A 20,401-nucleotide genomic window follows, 5' to 3' on the forward strand; every position below is an offset into this window, starting at 1 on the left:
ACTTCTATTGTCGCCATAAAAAAGCCCGCAATATGCGGGCTTTTTTTGATATGGCATGTTCCTTATGATGGAATACGACGTACCAATAACAACATAAATATTGCAGAGATTGCGATACATGGAATTGCAGCGGTAATCACCCCTGCCGCACCAAAACCTGCTGCCAATAGCTGACCCGCAATTGCAGGGCCTAACATTGCACCGACACGACCAACGGCTGAAGCTACACCAACACCCGTACCACGTAACTGTGTCGGATACACGATACCACCGAAGGCATACAATACACCTTGGCAACCAATCACGAATGCACCGACTAAAGCTGACGCCATGTACATTTGAGTCAATGAACCTGCACCATTCAGCGCAAATAGACCTGCCAAAATACCGCCGTACATCAAAATGATCACATAAGCTTTCTTCCAACGATCAGTCAACATACCTAAAATGATCGTACCAATGGTTGCACTCACCATGAAGTAGAACTGCGCAGTTGCACCATCTTTACGAGTGAAACCGAGTTCGGTGAACAACGACGGTAACCAGCTCAACATGATGTACACCACCATCAAGGTGAAGAAGTAGCTCACCCAAATTGAGAAAGTACGTAAACGGTTTTCTGTGTTAAAGAGGTTTTTGAAAGCACCTTGTTGCATTTCGCCATTGGCGGTCGCTTGAACCGCTTGATCTTTGGCTTTCAAGAATTCACGCGATTCGGGCAGGAACCAAATCATCAATGGAATCACAACAATCGGTAATAAACCGCCTAAATAGAAAATATTTTTCCAGTTTGCACCGAAGTCCGTCATTGCGACCAATGATAAGATTGCCGCACCCACAGGCATACCACAGTACATCAAACCGACTGCACGACCACGATTTTGTGGCGTTACCGATTCAGATGCCAAGGTAATTAAAATTGGCATTGCTGCACCTAAACCTGCACCTGCAAGAAAACGTACAGCGAGTAAGCTATGGAAGCTATTTACCCATACCGTACATAAGGTAAAGATGGCGAACATCCCCGTAGACCAAATTAATACTTTTTTACGGCCCATTCGGTCTGCAATCCGACCACCCACCAAAGCACCAGGTAATAATCCTAAAATACCGGCACTAAAAAACACCCCTAGCTGCGAGCTATCCAGCCCGAAATATTCACGAATCCCTGCTGCTGCAATACCTGCAGCCTGAATATCCAGACCTTCGATTACGGCAATAAGGAAGCAGATTGCTACCGTGACAATAGCATGCTTATTATCTGACTTTTCCATTGGAGAATCCTTGTTGTCATCAGCGTTCAAATTAAGTCGCATCATCGCTGAGCCTTATAAAGGATATAACTACCAATAAGTTGAAGCCTTTCGTCCAAAATTGGATTACGTGCATGGTGTAATAGTTTTTGTGCTTTAAGTCACAAAGTCGTAAAAACAATTAAAAATTTAAAATAAAAAAATATGAATCGTGCAATGAACAGTCAAATCAAGCGATCTTTTTAAACACTCATAAAAACATGTCTATTTCTATTAGATATAAAAAAGATTATTACCCAAGTTTTTAACAATCATTTGTAATAAAACCCGAGCGAATTGATATAGTTTTTAAATCTTTAGTCATTGTTATTTAATCTTAAATTCTGATTAAAAAGCACGGAATACACATAGATCAACCTTTTGCTGATGATTTAATCAATCCCATCAACCATGCCAACCCTCTCGATTGAATAAAACATTTTCAAGATTCAGCCCTTGCTGAACAATTTTCAGGCTGCAAAAAAACCGCTATTTTACACTTGATTGTTTTAAGTTTGATTTGTATAAAGAATTTTATGGCTTTGACCAAAGCATATTGTTCTTATGCGTTTGATCAGTCATAATTTGCGTAAGCATTATTCAACTTGGGTATAGCCCAATGAACATGCTACAAATCAAAATTCGAAACCATCCAGAAATCAATATTTCATCTTGTCGGATGGACAAATAGGATAGCTTTTCAAAATGACTCAGCAAGCTCAGACCATTCAAGGTTCAATTGTCGCAATCGTCACCCCAATGTTTGAAGATGGCAGCGTAGATTGGAAGAGCCTCGAGAAGCTGGTTGAGTGGCATATAAAGCAAGGCACCAATAGTATTGTTGCTGTAGGGACTACAGGTGAAGCTTCTACCTTGAGCATGGCCGAACACACTCAGGTGATCAAAGAAATCATCCGTGTGGCGAACAAACGCATTCCAATTATTGCCGGCACAGGTGCAAACTCAACCCACGAAGCAATTGAACTCACCAAAGAAGCCAAAGAATTAGGTGCAGATGCGGCATTATTAGTTACACCATACTATAACAAACCTACCCAAGAAGGCCTGTATCAACACTACAAAGCGATTGCTGAAGCTGTTGATTTACCTCAAATTTTGTACAATGTACCTGGCCGAACCGGTGTAGACATGCACAACGACACCGTGATCCGTCTTGCTGATATTCCACAAATCGTGGGCATTAAAGACGCCACTGGCGATGTTCCTCGTGGTCAAGAACTCATTGAAGGCCTTAAAGGCAAAGATATGGTGGTGTACTCAGGTGATGATGCAACGGCTTATCAGTTAATGGGTTTAGGTGCTAAAGGCAACATTTCGGTTACTGCGAACGTGGCGCCAAAAGAAATGAGCGAAGTGTGTGCAAGCGCTTTGGCGGGTGACGCAGTCCAAGCCGAGCAACAAAACAATACTGTTGCAAATTTACATCAAATTTTATTTTGCGAATCGAACCCAATTCCTGTGAAATGGGCACTTCATGAGATGAACCTGATTGAAACAGGCATTCGCTTACCATTAACACCCCTTGCAGAACAATATCGTACTCCGCTTCGTGAAGCACTCATCACTGCGGGCGTTATCAAATAAAGAAGAGCAAACATCATGCAATTACGTTTAGGACTTAGCCTGGCACTTTCAGTATTTACATTAGCCGGTTGTAGTTCACTTGCCTTTAATAATGGCACACTGGACTATAAACAAACCACAGATGTTGAACCGCTGAAATACCCTGAAGGGTCGATGGTTCGTCCTGCAACGCCTTTGTATCCTGCTCCATCTGTTGACCCACTAGCAATTGAGCATGCACCAAAGCTTGAAAATAAGCGCGGCAATCGCTATGCCCTTCCGCGTCCAGCCGCGGAAAAAAATAATGTCGTTGCAGATTCCTCAACAGACAGTACAAATATTAGCCGCCCTCAACTATTGGTGGATGGAAATCAAAATCCGCTGATCAAAGTTGAAGGAAATTCTGCTACAATTTGGCAATACACACTTGCTACCCTCAGCAGCCTTAACCATACCATTGTTGGTCAGAGCAAAAACCGTTACGAAGTAACCGTCAAGGTCGATCAACAGACCTATGTTTTAAGACTTTCTTCTGTAGGTTCAAGCAATAACATCGCTGTGTTCAATGCCGATAACAGTTTTGCAGACAAAGAAAAAGCTGCAGATCTGTTAGCTCAGATTTACCAAAATTGGCCAGCCTAGTCGTACTAGGCATTTTTTCTCGAAAAAGGTTCCCTCATGTTAAAACAAACCTTGCTCTATACTGGTAAAGCGAAATCTGTTTATGAAACAGATAGTTCTGACCACCTCATCCTAGTTTTCCGTGACGATGCTTCTGCATTCAACGGTGAAAAAATTGAACAACTGGATCGCAAAGGTAAGGTGAACAACCGTTTTAACGCCTTTATCATGGAAAAATTGGCTGCGGCTGGTATCGAAACTCATTTCGAAAAACTTCTTTCTCCAACTGAAGTTTTAGTGAAAAAATTAACCATGGTTCCTGTAGAGTGCGTAATCCGTAACTATGCAGCAGGTTCACTTTGCCGTCGTTTAGGCGTTGAAGAAGGTAAAGAACTTACTCCGCCAACTTTCGAATTGTTCTTCAAAGACGATGCGTTAGGCGACCCAATGGTGAATGAATCACAAGCGATTGCTTTAGGTTGGGCGACTGCAGAACAACTCGCTCAAATGAAAGAATTGACTTATAAAGTAAACGAAGTACTTAAAGGTCTATTCGATGCAGGCAACATGTTGCTTGTTGACTTTAAACTTGAATTTGGTGTGTTCCACGACCGTATCGTATTGGGTGACGAATTCTCTCCAGACGGCTGCCGTCTATGGGACAAAGACACTAAGAAAAAACTCGACAAAGACCGTTTCCGTCAAGGTTTAGGCGGTGTGGTTGAAGCGTATGAAGAAGTTGCTGCACGTTTAGGTATCGACCTTTCTGATATCTAATTCGTTCATCGATTTAAAAAACCGAGCTCTTTAGCTCGGTTTTTTAATAAAATATTACTCGATTAATCCATGATCGAAAAAACAAATGTTAACCATAAAAATCCTCTGTTTCACATTTAGCCAAGTTCACACTAAGATAGCCACATACCAGGCAGCATTAGGATCTATAAGTTTCCAATGTGTATGCCGACCAGATTTTCCATCTACCCTCTAGGATGTATCTCCCCAAAGGCATCCTATTTTTTCAGCCCAGCTCGCCTTGAGTTGGGCTTTTTTTTGCGTGAATTAGACATAAAAAAAGGCACCGAAGCGCCTTTTCATTATGATCATTCAAATCATTGTTGCTGTTGTTGTTGCATCCAACGGCGTTGCTGCAAACGCTCACCTTCGACTTCACGTTTATTGCGTGCAGACTCATACAGCTTAGTGCCTTTCAGTTCAGGCGGCATATAGTCTTGCATGACAAAATGTTCAGGATAATTATGTGGATATAAATAGTCCACGCCATAGCCTTGCTCTTTCATCAATTTGGTTGGTGCATTTCTCAAATGTAGTGGCACAGGTAGATTCGAGGTTTTTTCTGCCAAATCTAAGGCTTTGTTGATGGCCAAATAAGTACTGTTACTTTTAGCACTGGTTGCCAAATACACCGCACATTGCCCCAAAATGATTCGACATTCAGGCATACCAATTGCCTGCACAGATCGGAAACATTCTCCAGCCAACAGTAAAGCATTTGGATTTGAGTTGCCAATATCTTCAGATGCCGCAATCAACATACGACGGGCAATAAAAACAGGATCTTCACCACCTTTGAGCATTCGAGCCATCCAATACAAAGCGGCATCTGGATCACTGCCTCGAATCGACTTAATAAAAGCCGAAACTAAATCATAATGCTGTTCGCCCGATTTGTCATAGCGTGCAATATTTTGCTGCGCAACTTTGACCACCACCGCATTGTTAATGATATTTTCTAAGTCTGGCTCAAACGTACTGGCGATTAAATCTAAAAGATTTAATGCTTTACGAGCATCACCTGCGGCAAATTGAAATAAAGCTTCATATTCTTCGATTTGAATATAACGCTCTTTTAAAAACGAATCTTGCTGAATCGCTTGATCCAATAAGCGCTGAATTGCGTCATTATCCAGAGCATTTAAGGTATAGACCTGACAACGCGACAATAAGGCATTATTAACTTCAAATGAAGGGTTTTCTGTGGTTGCACCAATCAGGGTAATTTTGCCCTTTTCAACTGCATTCAGTAAGGCATCTTGTTGTGACTTATTAAAACGATGAATTTCATCAATAAACACCACAGGTGTCAATAAATCTCCACCATCGGCGATGATTTCACGTAACTCTTTCACCCCAGTATTAAGCGCAGATAAACTAATAAATGGTCGGTCAACGGCCTGCGCTAACAACAACGCAATTGTGGTTTTACCTACACCCGGAGGTCCCCAAAAAATAATCGATGGCAAATGCCCTTGGTCAATCATCTGGCGTAACGGTGCATCTTCACCCAAAAGGTGATCTTGTCCAATAATTTGAGATAAATCATGAGGACGCATGCGTTCAGGAAGAGGAATTTGGCTGTCTGACATCTTATTATTTCGTTTCCGGCAATTGGGGACGTTTTTTCTATTCTAACACTGCCTTGGCAGAATCTTTGCTTTATTCGATATTCAATTTAAGAGGCTGGTTTGATGTCATTATTTAAGTATCTTGCATGTAAAAATCCTTAGGCGAATGTTAACTATAATGTAACAAGAGATCTTATCCCTTATCGATCAAATTAAAGTATGATCGGCTAGATATCCCATTTTTAGCTTGCCTGACCCAATTGGACAGATTGTATGAAGCAATCATTAAAGCAAAAGCAAATACCTCAAGTTCAACAAGGCATTGATCTATCTATATATTCATTTCAACAAATGCCTCAAGCCAAGAATATACAATTACAACATACCCAATGTGCAGAATTACGCGAAAAACTCGACAGCCGTAATCAAATGTTAGATGCCAGTGTCGACTGTATTAAATTATTAAGCCTAGACGGTCATATTCTGCATATGAACCGCGCTGGTTGCTTAGCTCTCGGTGTGTCGCCGACTGAAACTGAGTTTGGTATGTCATGGCACAAATTATTGCCTGAAGAAGTCCGCGACGCGTGTCTGAATGCTTTTGCCGAAGCCAAAGAAGGCAAAATATCTCGCTTTGTCGGCATGAGCCAAGTGGCCGATGAACCCATGGCTTATTGGGATAACATGCTCAGCCCAGTATTCAATGAATATGGTCAAGTCAAAGAAATTCTCTGTGTCTCCCGTGATATTACGGTACAGCGACTGGCGGAAAATAAACTCCAACGGATCATTGAACAGGATGATTTAACAGGTTTATTAAACCGCCGTGCGTTTAGTCGAGTCTTTAAAAGTCACTTAAGAGTGGCACGAGAACATCAGCAACAACTGGGTTTGTTATTGATCGATCTGGATTATTTTAAGCATATTAATGACACCTTAGGGCATAGTGCTGGAGACCATTTACTGCATACCCTTGGACAGCGTTTTCAGCACTGTTTTGATGCAAATATCGTGGTTTCACGCTTAGGTGGCGATGAATTTGCCATTTCTATTCCGAACTTAAAATCGCAACAACAATTAACAGATATTGCCAGCATCGCCTGTCAGCAAATGGATATGCCGATTTTCTATAATGGACAAAGCATCAATATAGGTATGAGTATTGGCTGTGCGATCTACCCACGCGATGCACAAAATTCCTCGAATTTACTTAAATGCGCTGATATTGCGCTAAATGATTTAAAAGGCAGTGGTCGTGGTGGGGTGCGAATGTTCAACCACACCATGTTTAAAATTCTTGAAAACACCACTCGCCAATTAACGCTAGCCCGCAGCCTGATTAAGTCCAATCAAATTATTCCGTTTTATCAACCCAAAGTTCGCCTTTCTGACAGTCAAGTGGTCGGCTTTGAAGCTTTGCTGCGTTGGTACGATAAAGACCAACAATTACAATTACCTTCTCAAATTTTTGCTGCATTTCAAGATTATGAATTGGCTTCACGCATTAGTGAAACAATGCAAATTAAAATCTTTCAAGATATTCAAAAATGGATTGAACTTGGACTGCAACCGCTACCGATTTCAATAAATGCTGCACCTGTCGAATTTTTACGTGATGATTATGCGGAAAAACTACTGAATCGCTTAAAGCAGTTTGGTATATCACCAGATATTATTGAGGTCGAAATTACCGAGCAAAGCCTGTCAGAACGTGGCTCAAATTATGTGATTCGCGCCCTCAATTTATTGAAAGACCATGGCATCCACATTTCTTTAGATGATTTTGGTACAGGTCATTCATCATTAACACGTCTAAGTAACTACCCTGTCGACTGTATTAAAATCGACCGTAATTTTGTGGAACGCATGCATACCGACTGTTCAGCACTTGCCATTGTCAAAGCGATTACACAAATTGGTGCGAGTGTTTCCCTGAATATATTAGTCGAAGGTATAGAGAAACCGGAACAGGTCGATACCTTAAAAGAATGTAATTGTCATACTGGACAAGGTTTTTACTTTTATCGTCCGCTCAGTTATGACCATGCGATGGAACTTTTGAGTCACTAAAACTTGTGGAGCAAGACACGATGACACTGAAGTATTTAGTCAGTGCCTGTCTGGCAGGCCAACCCGTTCGTTATGATGCCAAATCAAATACACAACAAGCAATTTGCCAACTGATGCAGACTCACCAAGTCATTACGGCCTGCCCAGAAATGATGGGCGGCCTGAGCTGTCCACGTTTTCCTGCAGAAATTCAAAATGGTCAAGCCAGTGATGTGCTCAATGGCACAGCCCAAGTCAAAGATGTCTTGGGCACAGATGTCAGTGCTGAATTTATCGCGGGTGCCCATCGCATGTTGGAATTGGCCCAATTGCATAAGGTTGATGTGGTGGTCTTAAAAGATCGTAGCCCGTCGTGCGGCAGTCATTATATTTATGATGGCACCTTTACGCGTACAAAAATTGAAGGCTATGGAGTAACCACAGCACTCCTTAAACAGCATGGATTTCAGGTTCTGTCAGAACAAGACTTTCTGGCCATGATACAAGATCAACTCTAGACCCAAAATTGAGCGTATCTGTGTCCTTTAGCGTACCCAACGCACAATATAATCTTCAATATCATCAGGGTTGACGTCTTCTTCACTGATGCAACGCCCTGCGGCAGACTTTCGTGCCTTCAAAATACTGTCACGACTTCCCGTCACTAGATGATGCCAACGCGGTAAATCTTTCCCTTCAGAAATTCTACGATAAGCACAGCTCGGCGGTAGCCAATGAAATTGGTGAATTTGTTCAGGTGTCAGCTGTATGCAGTCTGCAACGTGTGATTTGCGATTTGGATAATCGGAACAACTGGCGGTTTCACAATCTAAAAGTTTGCATGCCACTTTGGTGTAAGCCACCTCTTGCGTATCTTCATCTTCAAGCTTGATTAAACAACAAAGCCCGCAACCATCACAGAGGGACTCCCACTCCAAATGGGTGAGTTCAGTCAAAGCATGCTTTTTCCAAAAATGTGGGCGTAGAGTATCGGTCATCTTCTCGCTCGCAACGAAGGTGGCAGGCATATTAACTGAACCCGCACATAAATTCCTTGTTTAAGTTACCGAATATTGAACATTAAATAAACAAAAGAATACATAGCATGCTTTCTGTGACTCCTATACTGATGAGACAGAATAAAAAATCACATGGAGATAAAACTATGTTCCGCTGGGCTATTATTTTCGCTGTAATTGCTTTGATTGCGAGTCTGCTAGGTTTTGGTGGTGTGGCAGGCTTATCCAAAGACTTTGCTGTTATTCTTTTGGTTATTGCAGTCATTCTCGCAATTGTTGGTTTCCTCTCTCGAGGAAAAGTTTAGGCGACTGATTGAATGTCGTTTTAAACTACAAATTACTCCCCTCAGACTCATGAATCAGAAACGTATGTTTTTATCATCTTGAGTCTCAATCAAAAAAATAAGAGCCTATAGGCTCTTATTTTTTTACATCCACGTAAACTTACTACGTTGTATGGTTTTAGCTTTATGGTTTTAAGTGACGTGGTCTAAAGCCTGTTGCAATTAAGGCGATACCATAAGCAGCAACACCAATCACACATAAGATGATCACTTCCGCGACACGCATCCACGCAGATACATCACCGTTGTACCATGTTAAGCCATACCACAGTGCAGCAATCATCACAGCATTGGCTATCGCAAACTGAATCACCAACTTTTTCCAATGTGCGCCAAAGCGAAAAATATTGCGCTTATGTAAATAAAAATACAGCATCCCTGCATTCACTAATGCGGAACCAGAGGATGCCAATGCCAAGGCCATATGCTCAGCATGCCAATCAATCAGTTTAAAGAATCCAATAAACACCACGTTAAGAATGGCATTGGCTGCGACCGCCATTAAACCTACACGTACAGGAGTTTTGGTATCTTGTTGCGCATAAAACCCTGGTGCAAACACTTTAATGAGCATGAATGAAATCACACCGGCACTCATACATTGCAATGCCAATGCGGTCATCTGTGTATCTTCAAAGCTAAATTGACCACGTTCAAATAAGGCCTGAATAATAGGTGTAGAGAGCATGAAAAGCGCAATACTTGCAGGCACACCCACCAAGATAATGACCTTAGCTGCCCAATCAATCATACGACGGAATTTTTCTTGATCTTGTTCAGCATGACGCGCAGACAACGAAGGTAAAATTACGGTACCTATCGCGACACCAATTAAGCCCAATGGCAATTCGGTCATCCGTTCGGCACTGTATAACCATGACACCGAACCATCTTGCATGAAAGACGCCCAAATGGTGTTCAACAGTAGGTTGATCTGCGTCACTGAGACACCAAACAGTGCTGGCAGCATCAACTTCATGATGCGATCAACACCTTCGTGTTTGAAGTCAACTTTCGGTGGAATCAGTAATTTTTTACGCCACAGCTCTGGAATCTGAATCGCCAATTGTAAGAAGCCTGCAGCGACAACAGACCAACCTAAAGCCATAATTGGCTCGGCCATATAAGGGGTTAACCATAGCGCACCGGCAATCATCGCGACATTAAGTAACACTGGAGCGAACGCAGGTGTACTGAATGAGCCATAACTATTCAAAATACTGCTGGCAAATGCCGTTAAGGACATAAACAGTAAGTAAGGAATCGTTAGGCGGAACATATCGGTAGCTAACGCAAACTTGTCTGCATCACCATGGAAACCCGGTGCATAGATATAAATAATCGCGGGTGCCGCCACCATTGCGATGAACGTCAAACTAGTCATCACCAGACCTAAACAGCCAAAAACACGGCTAATCAGAATCTGGACTTCGGCATGGGTTCGACTGGTTTTATATTCAGTCAATACAGGAATAAAGGCTTGTGAAAATGCCCCTTCTGCGAATAAGCGCCTAAAAAAGTTAGGAATACGAAAGGCAACCACGAAGGTATCGAAGTCTTTACCTGCACCAAATACATTTAACAGGACAATATCCCGTACCAGTCCCAATACACGGGACAACATAGTCATTGCACTGACAATAACTGTCGAACGCCAAAGCGCCATCGGTATTTCTCACTTTTGAAAGTGCGCCTATTGTAATGAAACTCGTCAAGGAATTTCATTGGTTTATTAAACGCAGTGTGTATTGTTTATTTGTTTTTAAAATGATGCAGCTGCTGACGAAAAGCGTTCCACTCAAAAAATGGACCCGGATCAGTTTTACGTCCCGGTGCAATATCTGAATGCCCTGCAATATGTTGTTGAATTTTAGGATAAGCCTGTTGTAAACACGCCACGACCTCTGTCAGCACGGCATATTGTGCAGCTTCAAAAGGTAAATCATCACTTCCTTCGAGCTCAATACCTATCGAATAATCATTACATTCTTTTTGCGCTAAATAGGTTGAACGACCAGCATGCCAAGCCCGATCATTAAAATTGACAAACTGTAGGACTTCGCCTGTACGCAGGATCAATAAATGTGTCGATACCTGCATCCCTTCAATGGTTTGAAAATAAGGATGTTTCGACCAATCCAACTGATTTTGGAAAAATTGTTCGATATAACCACCGCCAAACTGAGAAGGTGGCAAACTAATATTATGAATGACGACAAGCTGAATTTCGGTATCTTCAGGACGCTGGTTAAAATTCGGTGATGGAACTTGACGCGCACCTAGCAATTGCCCATCCTGCACCTGAAATGTTGTTGCTTGTGACATAAAAAAATCCTGTGTCTAAGCCGGCCTGCAATGCTGCAGATCAAAACGCCGAGCCCTACTTGAAAGTTTTAATGCTAAAACTTTCACATTGAAATCTCAATTCAAGTCTGTGAAAGGAGTTAAAAATCGCTCATTTTTAAGGAACAATGCTAATATAACGCGCACATTTTCCTGGGTTAAAAAGATACGGAACTTCTTATGAGCATATCGCAATCTTTGCTTGAACAATCAATCCAAATCAATATTCAACACGCACTACAAGAAGATATTGGCGAAGGCGATATTACAGCCCTGTTAACTCCAGAAGATGAACAAGCGACCGCAACAATTATTAGTCGTGAAGATATGGTGCTAGCAGGGCAACCGTGGGTCAATGCGCTCATTCAAACTTTTGATGCAAGTGTACAAGTCACATGGTTAAAAAATGATGGGGAACGTGTCTCAGCAGGTGAGGCTTTCTTAAAATTAGCAGGTTCTGCACGTAGCCTATTAACCGTTGAACGCCCTGCACTGAATTTTGTGCAAACATTATCGGCTGTAGCCACTAAAACAGCTGAATATGTTCAACAACTGGAAGGTTTGAATACTCGTCTACTCGATACCCGTAAAACCTTACCAGGCCTACGTATTGCACAAAAATATGCAGTTGCTGTCGGAGGTGGTCAAAACCATCGCTTAGGTTTATTTGATGCGTTTTTAATTAAAGAAAACCACATCATGGCTGCTGGTGGCATTAGCCAAGCTATTGCTAAAGCGCATACCATTGCTCCGGGTAAACCCGTTGAAGTGGAAGTAGAAACTTGGGACGAACTCAACCAAGCGTTGGAAGCAGGTGCGGATATTGTGATGTTGGATAACTTTAGTCAGCAACAAATGATTGATGCTGTCAAACACGTGAATGGTCGCTGCAAACTTGAAGCCTCAGGCAATATCACCATTGCAAACTTACGTGAAGTGGCAACGACAGGGGTCGATTATATTTCGATGGGTGTACTCACCAAAGATGTCACAGCGATTGATTTATCGATGCGCTTTAATGCCTAACGCTCTAGACTTACTCTAAACATAAATAAAGGGTGCTGTAGCACCCTTTTTGATGCTTAAGATCTAGCATGACTTAATCATCATCTTGCTGTTGTTTTGAACTTCGTCGAGCTTCATCTTCATGCTCGGAGTCCTTTTCATGCTCCGCATCGTCTTCATGCTGCTCGCGCTCATCTTGATCATCGTCCTGATCTTTTGAGTTTTCACTTTGTTCAGAAAAACGACCACCTTCACGCTCTTGATCCTGATTTCCAAAAAAATCACAACCACTGATCAACAATACGATGAACAAAGAAAAATACATCATCCAATTTTTCATTTTTAGTCCTTCAAAGCATCCTGATCCTATTAATTTGAGCCAAAGACACGCTACTGAATAGCCGATTCGTGTTGGATTTTCTATATTCAACGCATAAAAAAACGCATCCGAAGATGCGTTCTTTATTCAGTTTGAACTGAATCAAACAACTTACCAGCCTAAAGCTTCTTGTTGTTTTTTGATCAATTCTTGAATGCCTTTTTCAGCAAGTTCAAGCATTTCATTACACTGTGTACGTGTAAACGGTTTGTCTTCTGCTGTACCTTGAAGTTCAATGAACTCACCAGCTTGTGTCATCACTACGTTCATGTCTGTTTGGCAGCTTGAATCTTCTTCATAGCAAAGATCAAGTAATGCTTCGTCTTGATACATCCCTACAGAAATCGCAGCAACTAAACCTTTTAATGGATCTTGTTTAATTTTTTTATTTTCAAGCAAGACATTCATTGCATCAACCAAGGCAACAGCTGCACCTGTAATTGATGCTGTACGTGTACCGCCATCTGCCTGAATCACATCACAGTCGATACTGATGGTATTTTCACCCAATTTTTTCAAATCCACCATCGCGCGTAAGCTACGACCAATCAGACGTTGAATTTCTTGAGTACGACCGCTTTGTTTACCACGCGCCGCTTCACGGTCAGTACGTGTATGTGTTGAACGAGGTAACATGCCATATTCAGCAGTCACCCAACCCTGACCTTTTCCTTTAAGGAAACGCGGTACTGAGTTGTCAACACTTGCAGTACAAAGAACTTTTGTATGACCAAATTCAACCAATACAGAACCTTCCGCATAACGTGTGTAGTTACGGGTAATTTTTACTTCACGTAATTGATCTAATGCTCGTTGGTCGATACGCATAATGAGTCCTTAATCTGACAAAATTGATTGCGGCACATTATAACAGAAGGTACAGCCAGATTCGGGATGCATTCGTGTGCATTTACAAAATCCATTCATCCAAGTTTTGATAGGCCCATCGTACGACATCAGGAAATTTGTTAGACTGAAGCCACGCAAAATTCAGGACGAATTGCATGTCGATACGGGAAGAACGTAAGCAACAAAGTCGTAAAGCTATCCTTGATGCAGCGCTTGCATTGAGTACCACAGGCCGTTCTTTTAGCAGTCTGAGCTTACGCGAAATTTCCCGTCATGTCGGCTTGGTTCCTGCTGCGTTTTATCGCCATTTTCAGGACATGGATGAGCTCGGTTTGGAACTAGTCGACCAAATGGCCCTGCACCTTCGGAATGTCCTCAATCAACTGAGTCAGCAATGCTTTCAAGCACCAGATGCACGCACACGACAAAGTCTGGATTATTTATTTCATGCCGTTGAGCAATTTCCTGAGGCATGGATGTTTCTTATTGCTGAACGTTGGGGTGGTTCAGCATTCTTAAGACAAGCCATTACTCGTGAGTTTAATTTTCTCAGTACCGATTTGGCCCATGCACTGGCTCAAGTTGAAGCGACTCAACATATTCAATCCGAACAAGACCTCAAAGTATTGGGACAAATTTTGTTTGAATTGGCCTTAAGTTGGGCAATGCAGTGGATTGACATACATCGACATATTGACCTTCCACAACGTACGGATGCGCTACAACAATTTCGCCGCCAAGCTCAGACCCAAGTTCAGCTCTTATTTCGTGGCATCTTACATTGGGATCGATCTTTGGCTCAAATCTCTGATCCACAAAATTTATCGCCATAAAAAAGCCGCATCGAGTGCGGCTTTTTTATGACATCTGTTATTTCGCTTTGCGTTCTTTATCAACAAGGAATTTCACGATTTCAACGGTACGTGCATCTTCACCTTGTACGATGTATTTACCATTGACGGTAATCGCAGGCACGCCGCTCAATTGATATTGAGCCGCTAAGCTTTTCGCTTGAGCAATTTTTGAAGACACAGCAAATGATTTAAATGTGCTGTTAAATTTCGCTTCAGGAACACCATAACGGGTGTAGAACTTAGCAAATGCGCCTTGTTCTAAGATATTTTTTTGACCCACATGAATGTCATGGAACAATTGTAAATGTGCTTTTTGACGAACACCCAGTGCTTCCGATGCATAGTAAGCACGCGCGCCTTGTTCCCAAAGTGGATTCATTGCTGCAGGTGTACGGACAAAACGTACATCTTTAGGCAATTGCTTTAACCACGTTTGCATATGCGGTTCTAATGTAAAACAATGTGGGCAGCCATACCAAAAGAACTCACGGACTTCGATTTTACCCGGACGTTCGACTTTAATCGGTTTTGGAATAACTGTGTAATCAGTCCCCGCGACAAATTGCGCTGCCATCGCACTGCCAGAAAAAGCCAAAATAGCTGTTGTAATCGTGCCTAAAAGGAATTTTTTCATTGAACTTATCGTCCTCAAAATCATTATGATTAGTTTATGGCAACACTATAAATCAAATCTGTCGATTTCGTTTTCATTCTGTGAACTTTTTTAAGGCTTTTATCGCTTTTTTTTCAGGACGCGCTACACTAACTCCCATAAACTTTTTTCTAAAATATAAAGACTTGATTGAGGTGCAACCGATGTCGCAATTGAATGTTGATCCACAAGAAATTGCCAAATTTGAAGCTTTCGCAGCCATATGGTGGGATCAGCATTCTGAGTTCCGCCCTTTGCACATGATTAATCCCCTGCGTTTGAACTGGATTGATGAGCATTCAAATGGTATCACTGGCAAGAAAGTATTAGATGTGGGCTGTGGCGGCGGTATTTTAGCTGAAAGCATGGCACGTCGCGGTGCGCAAGTATTGGGTATCGACATGGGCGAAGCGCCGTTGAATGTTGCACGCTTACATGCCGAACAAGAAAATGTACAAAATATTGAATATCGCCAAGTACCTGTAGAGCAATTGGCAGAAGAGCAAGCAGGTCAATATGACGTCGTCACCTGTATGGAAATGCTCGAACACGTACCCGATCCAGCTTCGATCATTTTAGCCTGTCAAAAGCTGGTAAAACCGGGTGGTCATGTGTTCTTCTCGACCATTAACCGTAATCCTAAAGCCTATTTGTTTGCGATTATTGGTGCGGAATATGTTTTACGCATGTTGGCGAAAGGCACTCATGATTATTCGAAGTTTATTAAACCTTCAGAATTAGCTCATGATATTCGTCAAGCCGAGTTAAAACTCAAAGATATGACAGGTTTACATTATAACCCGATTACCAAACGCTATTGGCTCGCACCGAATGTGGATGTGAACTACATGGTTCATACGGTGAAAGAAGCCTAATGAAAGCTGTACTCTTTGATCTTGACGGTACACTGATTGATACCGCGGCTGATTTTATTCGTATTATTCAAGACATGTGCCGTGACAAAGGCATTGCGGTGGTCAGTGCAGAAGACATTCGTGTACAAGTGTCTGAAGGCGCGCGTGCCATGGTCAAACTGGTCTATCCTGAGTTAGATGTGGAAGACCCTATTTTTCTGGCACATCGTCAACGTTTTTTAGCGCTTTATGGTGCGGATATTGCCGTCGATACAGACCTTTTTGAAGGCATGTATCCGCTACTCGATGAACTTGAACAGTATCAAATTCCGTGGGGTATTGTCACCAATAAGCCGCGTTCACTCAGTGAAGCGTTGCTCAAAGCGTTGAATTTGACTGAGCGCTGCTCGGTATTGGTTTGCCCAGACGATGTCAGTAAAACCAAGCCAGACCCAGAGCCGATGTATTTAGCAGCCAAGCACATTCATCTAGATGCTCAAGACTGTATCTATGTCGGTGATCATCCACGTGATATCGATGCAGGTCGTAATGCGCAGATGTACACGATTCTTGCGGCTTATGGCTATTTACCTTTACAACACAAAGATGACTTAACAGCTTGGCATGCAGATTGTATAGTGAAGACTGTTGCTGACCTGCATGAAGCCATTCATGATTTGGTCATCAAACCGAAAACGCTCAACACAGCGACTTTATAACGATAGAACACAACACAATAAAACGAGGAGGTACGGATGAAATATTCAGAATATCAACCTCGCCCCGATCTGCTCAAAGATCGCATTATCCTGATTACAGGTGCGGGCGATGGTATTGGCCGTGCGGCTGCCCTCAGTTATGCCTTACATGGCGCAACCGTGGTCTTACATGGACGCACACTGAATAAACTAGAAGTGATTTACGATGAAATTGAAGGCTTGGGTGCCCCCCAACCGGCGATTTTACCGCTACAACTGTCTAGTGCCTCTCCTCGTGATTATGAGCTGTTGGTCGATACCTTAGAAAAGCAATTTGGTCGCCTAGACGGCATTTTGCATAATGCTGGGATTTTGGGTGAGCGAACTGAACTAGAACATTATCCTGTGGATGTATGGGATGATGTCATGGCGGTGAACCTTCGCGCGCCCTTTGTACTGACTCAAGAGCTGATGCCACTACTACAAAAATCTGAGCATGCCTCAGTGGTCTTTGCCAGTTCGGGTGTGGGACGTGAAGCCCGTGAACGTTGGGGCGCGTACTCGGTTTCAAAAATTGCCATTGAAGCCGTAAGCACATTGTTCGCTAAAGAAAATGAACACCCCAATATTCGTTTTAACTGTATTAACCCTGGTGCGACACGTACTGCCATGCGTGCAAAAGCTTATCCAGACGAAGATCCAAAAACTTTGCCTACGCCTGAAAGCATCATGCCTGCATATTTATATTTAATGGGTGACGACAGCTTGCATTTAACCGGTGCCAGCATAGATGCCCAAGATGAATAGGGTGAAAACCCAATTTAAAAAGGAAGATCGCGCTTCCTTTTTTTATGTCTTGAATCTTTACAACGCATCATTAACCGAATGATTTTGCAGTGACCACGCGAAAGTCGACTTGAGTTTTTAGCAAATTTGCCGATACTTGGGGCATTCTTTAAAAACATTGGATTGATACATGTCTGACTTTAGCAATATTACAGTGACTCCAACTGAGGATGGCATGGTTAACCTACTGGTCGATGGTCAACCGATTTCAGCAAAATATGGCATGAAATTCGACCCGAGTATCATGGACGATTTAAAAGGCTTAGATGTCGGTCAAAATGCAAAATTATTTGAACAATTTATTTTTTCGCATACTGACTTAAACTTTGAGCATGCCTATTTCTATGTCACTTGCATTCAAAAGCAAGAAGCAGGCTTTCAAGTGATCACTAACTTTGTTTATCGCATCATTGCGCAAGATCAAGCACCGTTTGAGCATGTGATTACCAAACAAGGTGCAGCAATGACACCTGAAGATATTAATGAATTTATTCAAGCTCATATTCAAAAATCATTAACGGATTATACCGACCTGAAATACGCATACTAATTACGTTCCAAGTGACACATTTAGAACTAAAAAGGGCCATTTGATGCCCTTTTTTTAAACCCTTAGATTAGCATTTGAAATTCAACAAGCTTTGATCAATAGACAGCTTCATTACCCAACTTTCCATTAATCGCATTTTTAAATCAATTTTATAATAATATTCGGTTTTTCAAATTAAGTATAAAAGCATAGACTGTTGGCCATGACATAGACCGACGGCAAGGAGACCCAAATGGCTGATCAAACACGTAAAATTGAAACCATTCGTTCAATTGAAACCTTACAACTGACTGAAAATTTGATCTCTGCAATGGACGATGCCGAGCAAGCTGAATCTGTGGCTCAAGCGATTTATTCACTCCAATGCCTCAATGAACAGTGGTACTAAAACCCGAATTTACCCACCGTTTTCATTCCAGTATCTCTACCCTATTTGCCCATCAAGACTTGATGGGCGTTTTTGATCGTGCTTACAATAGACCTCAAATTTGATCAAGACTGCATTGCAAGGATAAAAAGCACGCATTATCGGACCATCGCTTTCAAGATGGAAAGATTGTTCTCGGCGCGAAATTTATCGCATAATATCCGCAATCTCTTCGTTTTATTTAAAGAAATATTCATCTTTCTTCACAGTTTCTCTGCATTTAATGCGTACAGTAGTGATATTGAAGATAAATTACTCATGAGGGTTGAACATGAAAAAGATTTTGCCAATTTTGGCTCTTTCTTTCAGTGCTTTAATAGCAAGCAGCATCACGTCTGCAGCGCCTCACTTCAAGAACGATGAACGTGGCTTTGATGGCCCACGCGGCAATGCATATGGTCAAATGAAAAAAGATCGTGATTTCCGTGGTTATCAGGACGATGACGATCTTGAAGATCGACGCCGTATGCGTGAACAACGTGGAGTCAAACGTTTGCAACAACATAAATGGCAAACGGGCTATGTGATGCCACAGCATTATCGTGGTAATGGTTATAAAGTCGATTATAAAGACCATAACTTACCTAAACCATCGCGTAATCAGCAATGGTATAAAATCAATAATGACTACATATTGGTCAACTCAGATAGTAACAGTATTCTGAAAATTTTAGGTATGTAAGCCGTTTTGAATTTAATTTCGCCATATTTTTAAAGTCCAGATCAACTCTGGGCTTTTTTATGAGTTTTTTTTAATGTTTAACCGCAAAAGCTGATGCTGCCTAGCGTTCAGATCATTTACACACCTTCAAATTTCCTCCATACATTTCACAATTCAACTATATTGCCCCCACGCTTTCTCTGAACTTTCTCGCTAATTTTGAATCATCGAAAAACAGATTAGAAATGTATAGAGGTGTCCCATGAACAAAATCGTATCGAGTTTAGTTCTTTCCGTATCGGCTTTGATGGCAACAACAGCAGCCATTGCTGCGCCAGACCATCGTCAAGATGACCGCCGTTACCATCCGTCATACCAACATCAAGACAACCGTTGGGATAAAGATCACCGTCCGAGCAATTGGAATAACAACAACCGTTATGACAATAATCGCTACGACCGTAATGACTTTCGTCGTGTAAATCCAAGCCGCGATTGGCGTGTTGGTCAAAGCTTTCCTCGTTATTTCGATTCAAGCCGCTACAAAGTGAGTGATCGTGAAGCGCGCCGCTTACCAAACACCGGTCGTTATCAACAATGGTACAAAATCAATGGTGACTACGTGCTAGTCAATGATCGTACCGATCGCATCATTCGTATTAAGAATGGCTAATCATTCAACGATCTCTTAAGTCCCTTTCCCAACATCTGAACACTGTTCAGGTGTTTTTTTATCAAATGGAGGGTAAAACTCAGTCCTTCAGGTCAGAGATATAAGCGACACGACATGAAGTGTCGTTTGATTTAACTAAGGACTATTTTCCTTGAGTTTTGATTGTTAATATAAGTACATGAAAACCCTTAAATTACGTATAAAAGACAAACATTGCAAGGTGTTAGACCAACTAGCATCAGAAGTGAACTTCGTCTGGAATTATGTCAATGATTTAGGGTTTAGGCATTTGAAGCGGAAAGGTGAATTTCTCTCTGCTTTTGATATTGCCAAAT

General features: G+C 41.9%; 23 protein-coding genes and 1 pseudogene. 16 read left to right on the top strand and 8 right to left on the bottom strand.

Features of this window, described 5'->3' with window-relative positions; genetic code table 11:
• Nucleotides 1-62: 62 nt before the first annotated feature.
• A complete protein-coding gene (gene mhpT / locus FTU65_RS05255; RefSeq protein WP_180008613.1) occupies nt 63-1,274 on the bottom strand; it encodes a 3-(3-hydroxy-phenyl)propionate transporter MhpT in 1,212 nt (403 codons plus the stop codon).
• A gap of 723 nt (nt 1,275-1,997) precedes the next feature.
• Between mhpT and dapA the strand changes: the two genes are divergently transcribed.
• From dapA to purC, 3 genes are read left to right on the top strand one after another with little or no spacing between them, the layout of a single operon-like run.
• Nucleotides 1,998-2,897 (top strand): 4-hydroxy-tetrahydrodipicolinate synthase, encoded by a 900-nt coding sequence (gene dapA, locus FTU65_RS05260; protein ID WP_078193262.1) that lies wholly within the window; start codon nt 1,998-2,000, stop codon nt 2,895-2,897.
• A gap of 15 nt (nt 2,898-2,912) precedes the next feature.
• Nucleotides 2,913-3,518 carry a lipoprotein-34 precursor (NlpB) gene (locus FTU65_RS05265; RefSeq protein ID WP_078193263.1) on the top strand — a complete coding sequence of 202 codons (606 nt, stop codon included), beginning with the start codon at nt 2,913-2,915 and terminating at the stop codon, nt 3,516-3,518.
• A 36-nt stretch (nt 3,519-3,554) separates the two neighbouring features.
• Nucleotides 3,555-4,274 (top strand): phosphoribosylaminoimidazolesuccinocarboxamide synthase, encoded by a 720-nt coding sequence (gene purC / locus FTU65_RS05270; protein WP_078190626.1) that lies wholly within the window; start codon nt 3,555-3,557, stop codon nt 4,272-4,274.
• A 335-nt stretch (nt 4,275-4,609) separates the two neighbouring features.
• Here the strand turns inward: purC and FTU65_RS05275 are convergent, their stop codons facing one another.
• Nucleotides 4,610-5,884, bottom strand: a complete 1,275-nt coding sequence (locus FTU65_RS05275; protein WP_180008611.1) for a replication-associated recombination protein A — start codon at nt 5,882-5,884, stop codon at nt 4,610-4,612.
• Nucleotides 5,885-6,136: 252 nt separating this feature from the next.
• Here FTU65_RS05275 and FTU65_RS05280 point away from each other — a divergent pair, with 252 nt between their 5' ends.
• Nucleotides 6,137-7,933 carry an EAL domain-containing protein gene (locus FTU65_RS05280; RefSeq protein WP_180008609.1) on the top strand — a complete coding sequence of 599 codons (1,797 nt, stop codon included), beginning with the start codon at nt 6,137-6,139 and terminating at the stop codon, nt 7,931-7,933.
• Between the two features lie 20 nt (nt 7,934-7,953).
• On the top strand, nt 7,954-8,430 hold the full coding sequence (locus FTU65_RS05285; RefSeq protein WP_180008607.1) for a DUF523 domain-containing protein: 477 nt from the start codon (nt 7,954-7,956) through the stop codon (nt 8,428-8,430).
• A gap of 27 nt (nt 8,431-8,457) precedes the next feature.
• Here FTU65_RS05285 and FTU65_RS05290 read toward each other — a convergent pair whose 3' ends face one another.
• A complete protein-coding gene (locus FTU65_RS05290) occupies nt 8,458-8,910 on the bottom strand; it encodes a YcgN family cysteine cluster protein (protein ID WP_168379729.1) in 453 nt (150 codons plus the stop codon).
• Nucleotides 8,911-9,077: 167 nt separating this feature from the next.
• Between FTU65_RS05290 and FTU65_RS05295 the strand changes: the two genes are divergently transcribed.
• Complete coding sequence (locus FTU65_RS05295; protein WP_005006601.1) at nt 9,078-9,236, top strand: DUF1328 domain-containing protein; 159 nt, start codon at nt 9,078-9,080, stop codon at nt 9,234-9,236.
• A 163-nt stretch (nt 9,237-9,399) separates the two neighbouring features.
• Here FTU65_RS05295 and murJ read toward each other — a convergent pair whose 3' ends face one another.
• Both murJ and ampD read right to left on the bottom strand, forming a co-directional pair.
• Complete coding sequence (gene murJ, locus FTU65_RS05300) at nt 9,400-10,941, bottom strand: murein biosynthesis integral membrane protein MurJ (protein ID WP_078193266.1); 1,542 nt, start codon at nt 10,939-10,941, stop codon at nt 9,400-9,402.
• Between the two features lie 86 nt (nt 10,942-11,027).
• Complete coding sequence (gene ampD, locus FTU65_RS05305; RefSeq protein ID WP_180008605.1) at nt 11,028-11,600, bottom strand: 1,6-anhydro-N-acetylmuramyl-L-alanine amidase AmpD; 573 nt, start codon at nt 11,598-11,600, stop codon at nt 11,028-11,030.
• Nucleotides 11,601-11,798: 198 nt separating this feature from the next.
• Between ampD and nadC the strand changes: the two genes are divergently transcribed.
• The gene (nadC, locus tag FTU65_RS05310; protein WP_180008603.1) at nt 11,799-12,644 is read left to right on the top strand and encodes a carboxylating nicotinate-nucleotide diphosphorylase; all 846 of its coding nucleotides are present in this window, start codon (nt 11,799-11,801) and stop codon (nt 12,642-12,644) included.
• Between the two features lie 73 nt (nt 12,645-12,717).
• On the opposite strand, the gene FTU65_RS05315 is transcribed toward nadC, so the two are convergent.
• The gene (locus tag FTU65_RS05315; RefSeq protein ID WP_180008601.1) at nt 12,718-12,963 is read right to left on the bottom strand and encodes a hypothetical protein; all 246 of its coding nucleotides are present in this window, start codon (nt 12,961-12,963) and stop codon (nt 12,718-12,720) included.
• Between the two features lie 150 nt (nt 12,964-13,113).
• A complete protein-coding gene (gene rph / locus FTU65_RS05320; RefSeq protein WP_078190634.1) occupies nt 13,114-13,830 on the bottom strand; it encodes a ribonuclease PH in 717 nt (238 codons plus the stop codon).
• Between the two features lie 176 nt (nt 13,831-14,006).
• Here rph and FTU65_RS05325 point away from each other — a divergent pair, with 176 nt between their 5' ends.
• The gene (locus tag FTU65_RS05325; RefSeq protein WP_180004330.1) at nt 14,007-14,684 is read left to right on the top strand and encodes a TetR family transcriptional regulator; all 678 of its coding nucleotides are present in this window, start codon (nt 14,007-14,009) and stop codon (nt 14,682-14,684) included.
• Between the two features lie 37 nt (nt 14,685-14,721).
• Here FTU65_RS05325 and FTU65_RS05330 read toward each other — a convergent pair whose 3' ends face one another.
• Nucleotides 14,722-15,339, bottom strand: coding sequence for a thiol:disulfide interchange protein DsbA/DsbL (locus FTU65_RS05330; RefSeq protein WP_111885097.1), 618 nt, complete (start codon nt 15,337-15,339; stop codon nt 14,722-14,724).
• Nucleotides 15,340-15,521: 182 nt separating this feature from the next.
• Between FTU65_RS05330 and ubiG the strand changes: the two genes are divergently transcribed.
• From ubiG to FTU65_RS05370, 8 genes and pseudogenes are all read left to right on the top strand, one after another.
• Entirely contained in the window at nt 15,522-16,232 is a 711-nt protein-coding gene (gene ubiG / locus FTU65_RS05335; protein WP_078190637.1) for a bifunctional 2-polyprenyl-6-hydroxyphenol methylase/3-demethylubiquinol 3-O-methyltransferase UbiG, read from the top strand.
• On the top strand, nt 16,232-16,930 hold the full coding sequence (locus FTU65_RS05340; protein ID WP_180011823.1) for an HAD family hydrolase: 699 nt from the start codon (nt 16,232-16,234) through the stop codon (nt 16,928-16,930). The genes ubiG and FTU65_RS05340 overlap by 1 nt, the downstream gene beginning before the upstream one ends.
• Before the next feature lie 36 nt (nt 16,931-16,966).
• Nucleotides 16,967-17,716 (top strand): YciK family oxidoreductase, encoded by a 750-nt coding sequence (locus tag FTU65_RS05345; protein WP_078190639.1) that lies wholly within the window; start codon nt 16,967-16,969, stop codon nt 17,714-17,716.
• A gap of 169 nt (nt 17,717-17,885) precedes the next feature.
• On the top strand, nt 17,886-18,305 hold the full coding sequence (locus FTU65_RS05350) for a hypothetical protein (RefSeq protein ID WP_180008595.1): 420 nt from the start codon (nt 17,886-17,888) through the stop codon (nt 18,303-18,305).
• Between the two features lie 232 nt (nt 18,306-18,537).
• Nucleotides 18,538-18,693, top strand: coding sequence for a hypothetical protein (locus FTU65_RS05355; protein WP_180008593.1), 156 nt, complete (start codon nt 18,538-18,540; stop codon nt 18,691-18,693).
• Nucleotides 18,694-19,003: 310 nt separating this feature from the next.
• Complete coding sequence (locus FTU65_RS05360) at nt 19,004-19,414, top strand: RcnB family protein (protein ID WP_180008591.1); 411 nt, start codon at nt 19,004-19,006, stop codon at nt 19,412-19,414.
• A gap of 241 nt (nt 19,415-19,655) precedes the next feature.
• Nucleotides 19,656-20,066 carry an RcnB family protein gene (locus tag FTU65_RS05365; RefSeq protein WP_168379728.1) on the top strand — a complete coding sequence of 137 codons (411 nt, stop codon included), beginning with the start codon at nt 19,656-19,658 and terminating at the stop codon, nt 20,064-20,066.
• A 178-nt stretch (nt 20,067-20,244) separates the two neighbouring features.
• Nucleotides 20,245-20,401: pseudogene (locus FTU65_RS05370) on the top strand (RNA-guided endonuclease TnpB family protein); the annotation flags it as partial.

Source organism: Acinetobacter sp. YH12129 (assembly GCF_013418685.1).
Lineage (GTDB): Bacteria > Pseudomonadota > Gammaproteobacteria > Pseudomonadales > Moraxellaceae > Acinetobacter > Acinetobacter amyesii.

What these genes read in the sequence shown, in the direction of transcription:
- FTU65_RS05355 (WP_180008593.1), top strand. Translation starts at nt 18,538, where the DNA reads ATGGCTGATCAAACACGTAAAATTGAAACCATTCGTTCAATTGAAACC.
- rph (WP_078190634.1), bottom strand. Translation starts at nt 13,830, where the DNA reads ATGCGTATCGACCAACGAGCATTAGATCAATTACGTGAAGTAAAAATT.
- FTU65_RS05330 (WP_111885097.1), bottom strand. Translation starts at nt 15,339, where the DNA reads ATGAAAAAATTCCTTTTAGGCACGATTACAACAGCTATTTTGGCTTTT.
- FTU65_RS05360 (WP_180008591.1), top strand. Translation starts at nt 19,004, where the DNA reads ATGAAAAAGATTTTGCCAATTTTGGCTCTTTCTTTCAGTGCTTTAATA.
- FTU65_RS05275 (WP_180008611.1), bottom strand. Translation starts at nt 5,884, where the DNA reads ATGTCAGACAGCCAAATTCCTCTTCCTGAACGCATGCGTCCTCATGAT.
- murJ (WP_078193266.1), bottom strand. Translation starts at nt 10,941, where the DNA reads ATGGCGCTTTGGCGTTCGACAGTTATTGTCAGTGCAATGACTATGTTG.
- FTU65_RS05295 (WP_005006601.1), top strand. Translation starts at nt 9,078, where the DNA reads ATGTTCCGCTGGGCTATTATTTTCGCTGTAATTGCTTTGATTGCGAGT.
- nadC (WP_180008603.1), top strand. Translation starts at nt 11,799, where the DNA reads ATGAGCATATCGCAATCTTTGCTTGAACAATCAATCCAAATCAATATT.
- FTU65_RS05290 (WP_168379729.1), bottom strand. Translation starts at nt 8,910, where the DNA reads ATGACCGATACTCTACGCCCACATTTTTGGAAAAAGCATGCTTTGACT.
- FTU65_RS05340 (WP_180011823.1), top strand. Translation starts at nt 16,232, where the DNA reads ATGAAAGCTGTACTCTTTGATCTTGACGGTACACTGATTGATACCGCG.
- FTU65_RS05325 (WP_180004330.1), top strand. Translation starts at nt 14,007, where the DNA reads ATGTCGATACGGGAAGAACGTAAGCAACAAAGTCGTAAAGCTATCCTT.
- purC (WP_078190626.1), top strand. Translation starts at nt 3,555, where the DNA reads ATGTTAAAACAAACCTTGCTCTATACTGGTAAAGCGAAATCTGTTTAT.
- FTU65_RS05315 (WP_180008601.1), bottom strand. Translation starts at nt 12,963, where the DNA reads ATGAAAAATTGGATGATGTATTTTTCTTTGTTCATCGTATTGTTGATC.
- ubiG (WP_078190637.1), top strand. Translation starts at nt 15,522, where the DNA reads ATGTCGCAATTGAATGTTGATCCACAAGAAATTGCCAAATTTGAAGCT.
- dapA (WP_078193262.1), top strand. Translation starts at nt 1,998, where the DNA reads ATGACTCAGCAAGCTCAGACCATTCAAGGTTCAATTGTCGCAATCGTC.
- FTU65_RS05280 (WP_180008609.1), top strand. Translation starts at nt 6,137, where the DNA reads ATGAAGCAATCATTAAAGCAAAAGCAAATACCTCAAGTTCAACAAGGC.
- FTU65_RS05265 (WP_078193263.1), top strand. Translation starts at nt 2,913, where the DNA reads ATGCAATTACGTTTAGGACTTAGCCTGGCACTTTCAGTATTTACATTA.
- FTU65_RS05285 (WP_180008607.1), top strand. Translation starts at nt 7,954, where the DNA reads ATGACACTGAAGTATTTAGTCAGTGCCTGTCTGGCAGGCCAACCCGTT.
- FTU65_RS05345 (WP_078190639.1), top strand. Translation starts at nt 16,967, where the DNA reads ATGAAATATTCAGAATATCAACCTCGCCCCGATCTGCTCAAAGATCGC.
- mhpT (WP_180008613.1), bottom strand. Translation starts at nt 1,274, where the DNA reads ATGGAAAAGTCAGATAATAAGCATGCTATTGTCACGGTAGCAATCTGC.
- ampD (WP_180008605.1), bottom strand. Translation starts at nt 11,600, where the DNA reads ATGTCACAAGCAACAACATTTCAGGTGCAGGATGGGCAATTGCTAGGT.
- FTU65_RS05350 (WP_180008595.1), top strand. Translation starts at nt 17,886, where the DNA reads ATGTCTGACTTTAGCAATATTACAGTGACTCCAACTGAGGATGGCATG.
- FTU65_RS05365 (WP_168379728.1), top strand. Translation starts at nt 19,656, where the DNA reads ATGAACAAAATCGTATCGAGTTTAGTTCTTTCCGTATCGGCTTTGATG.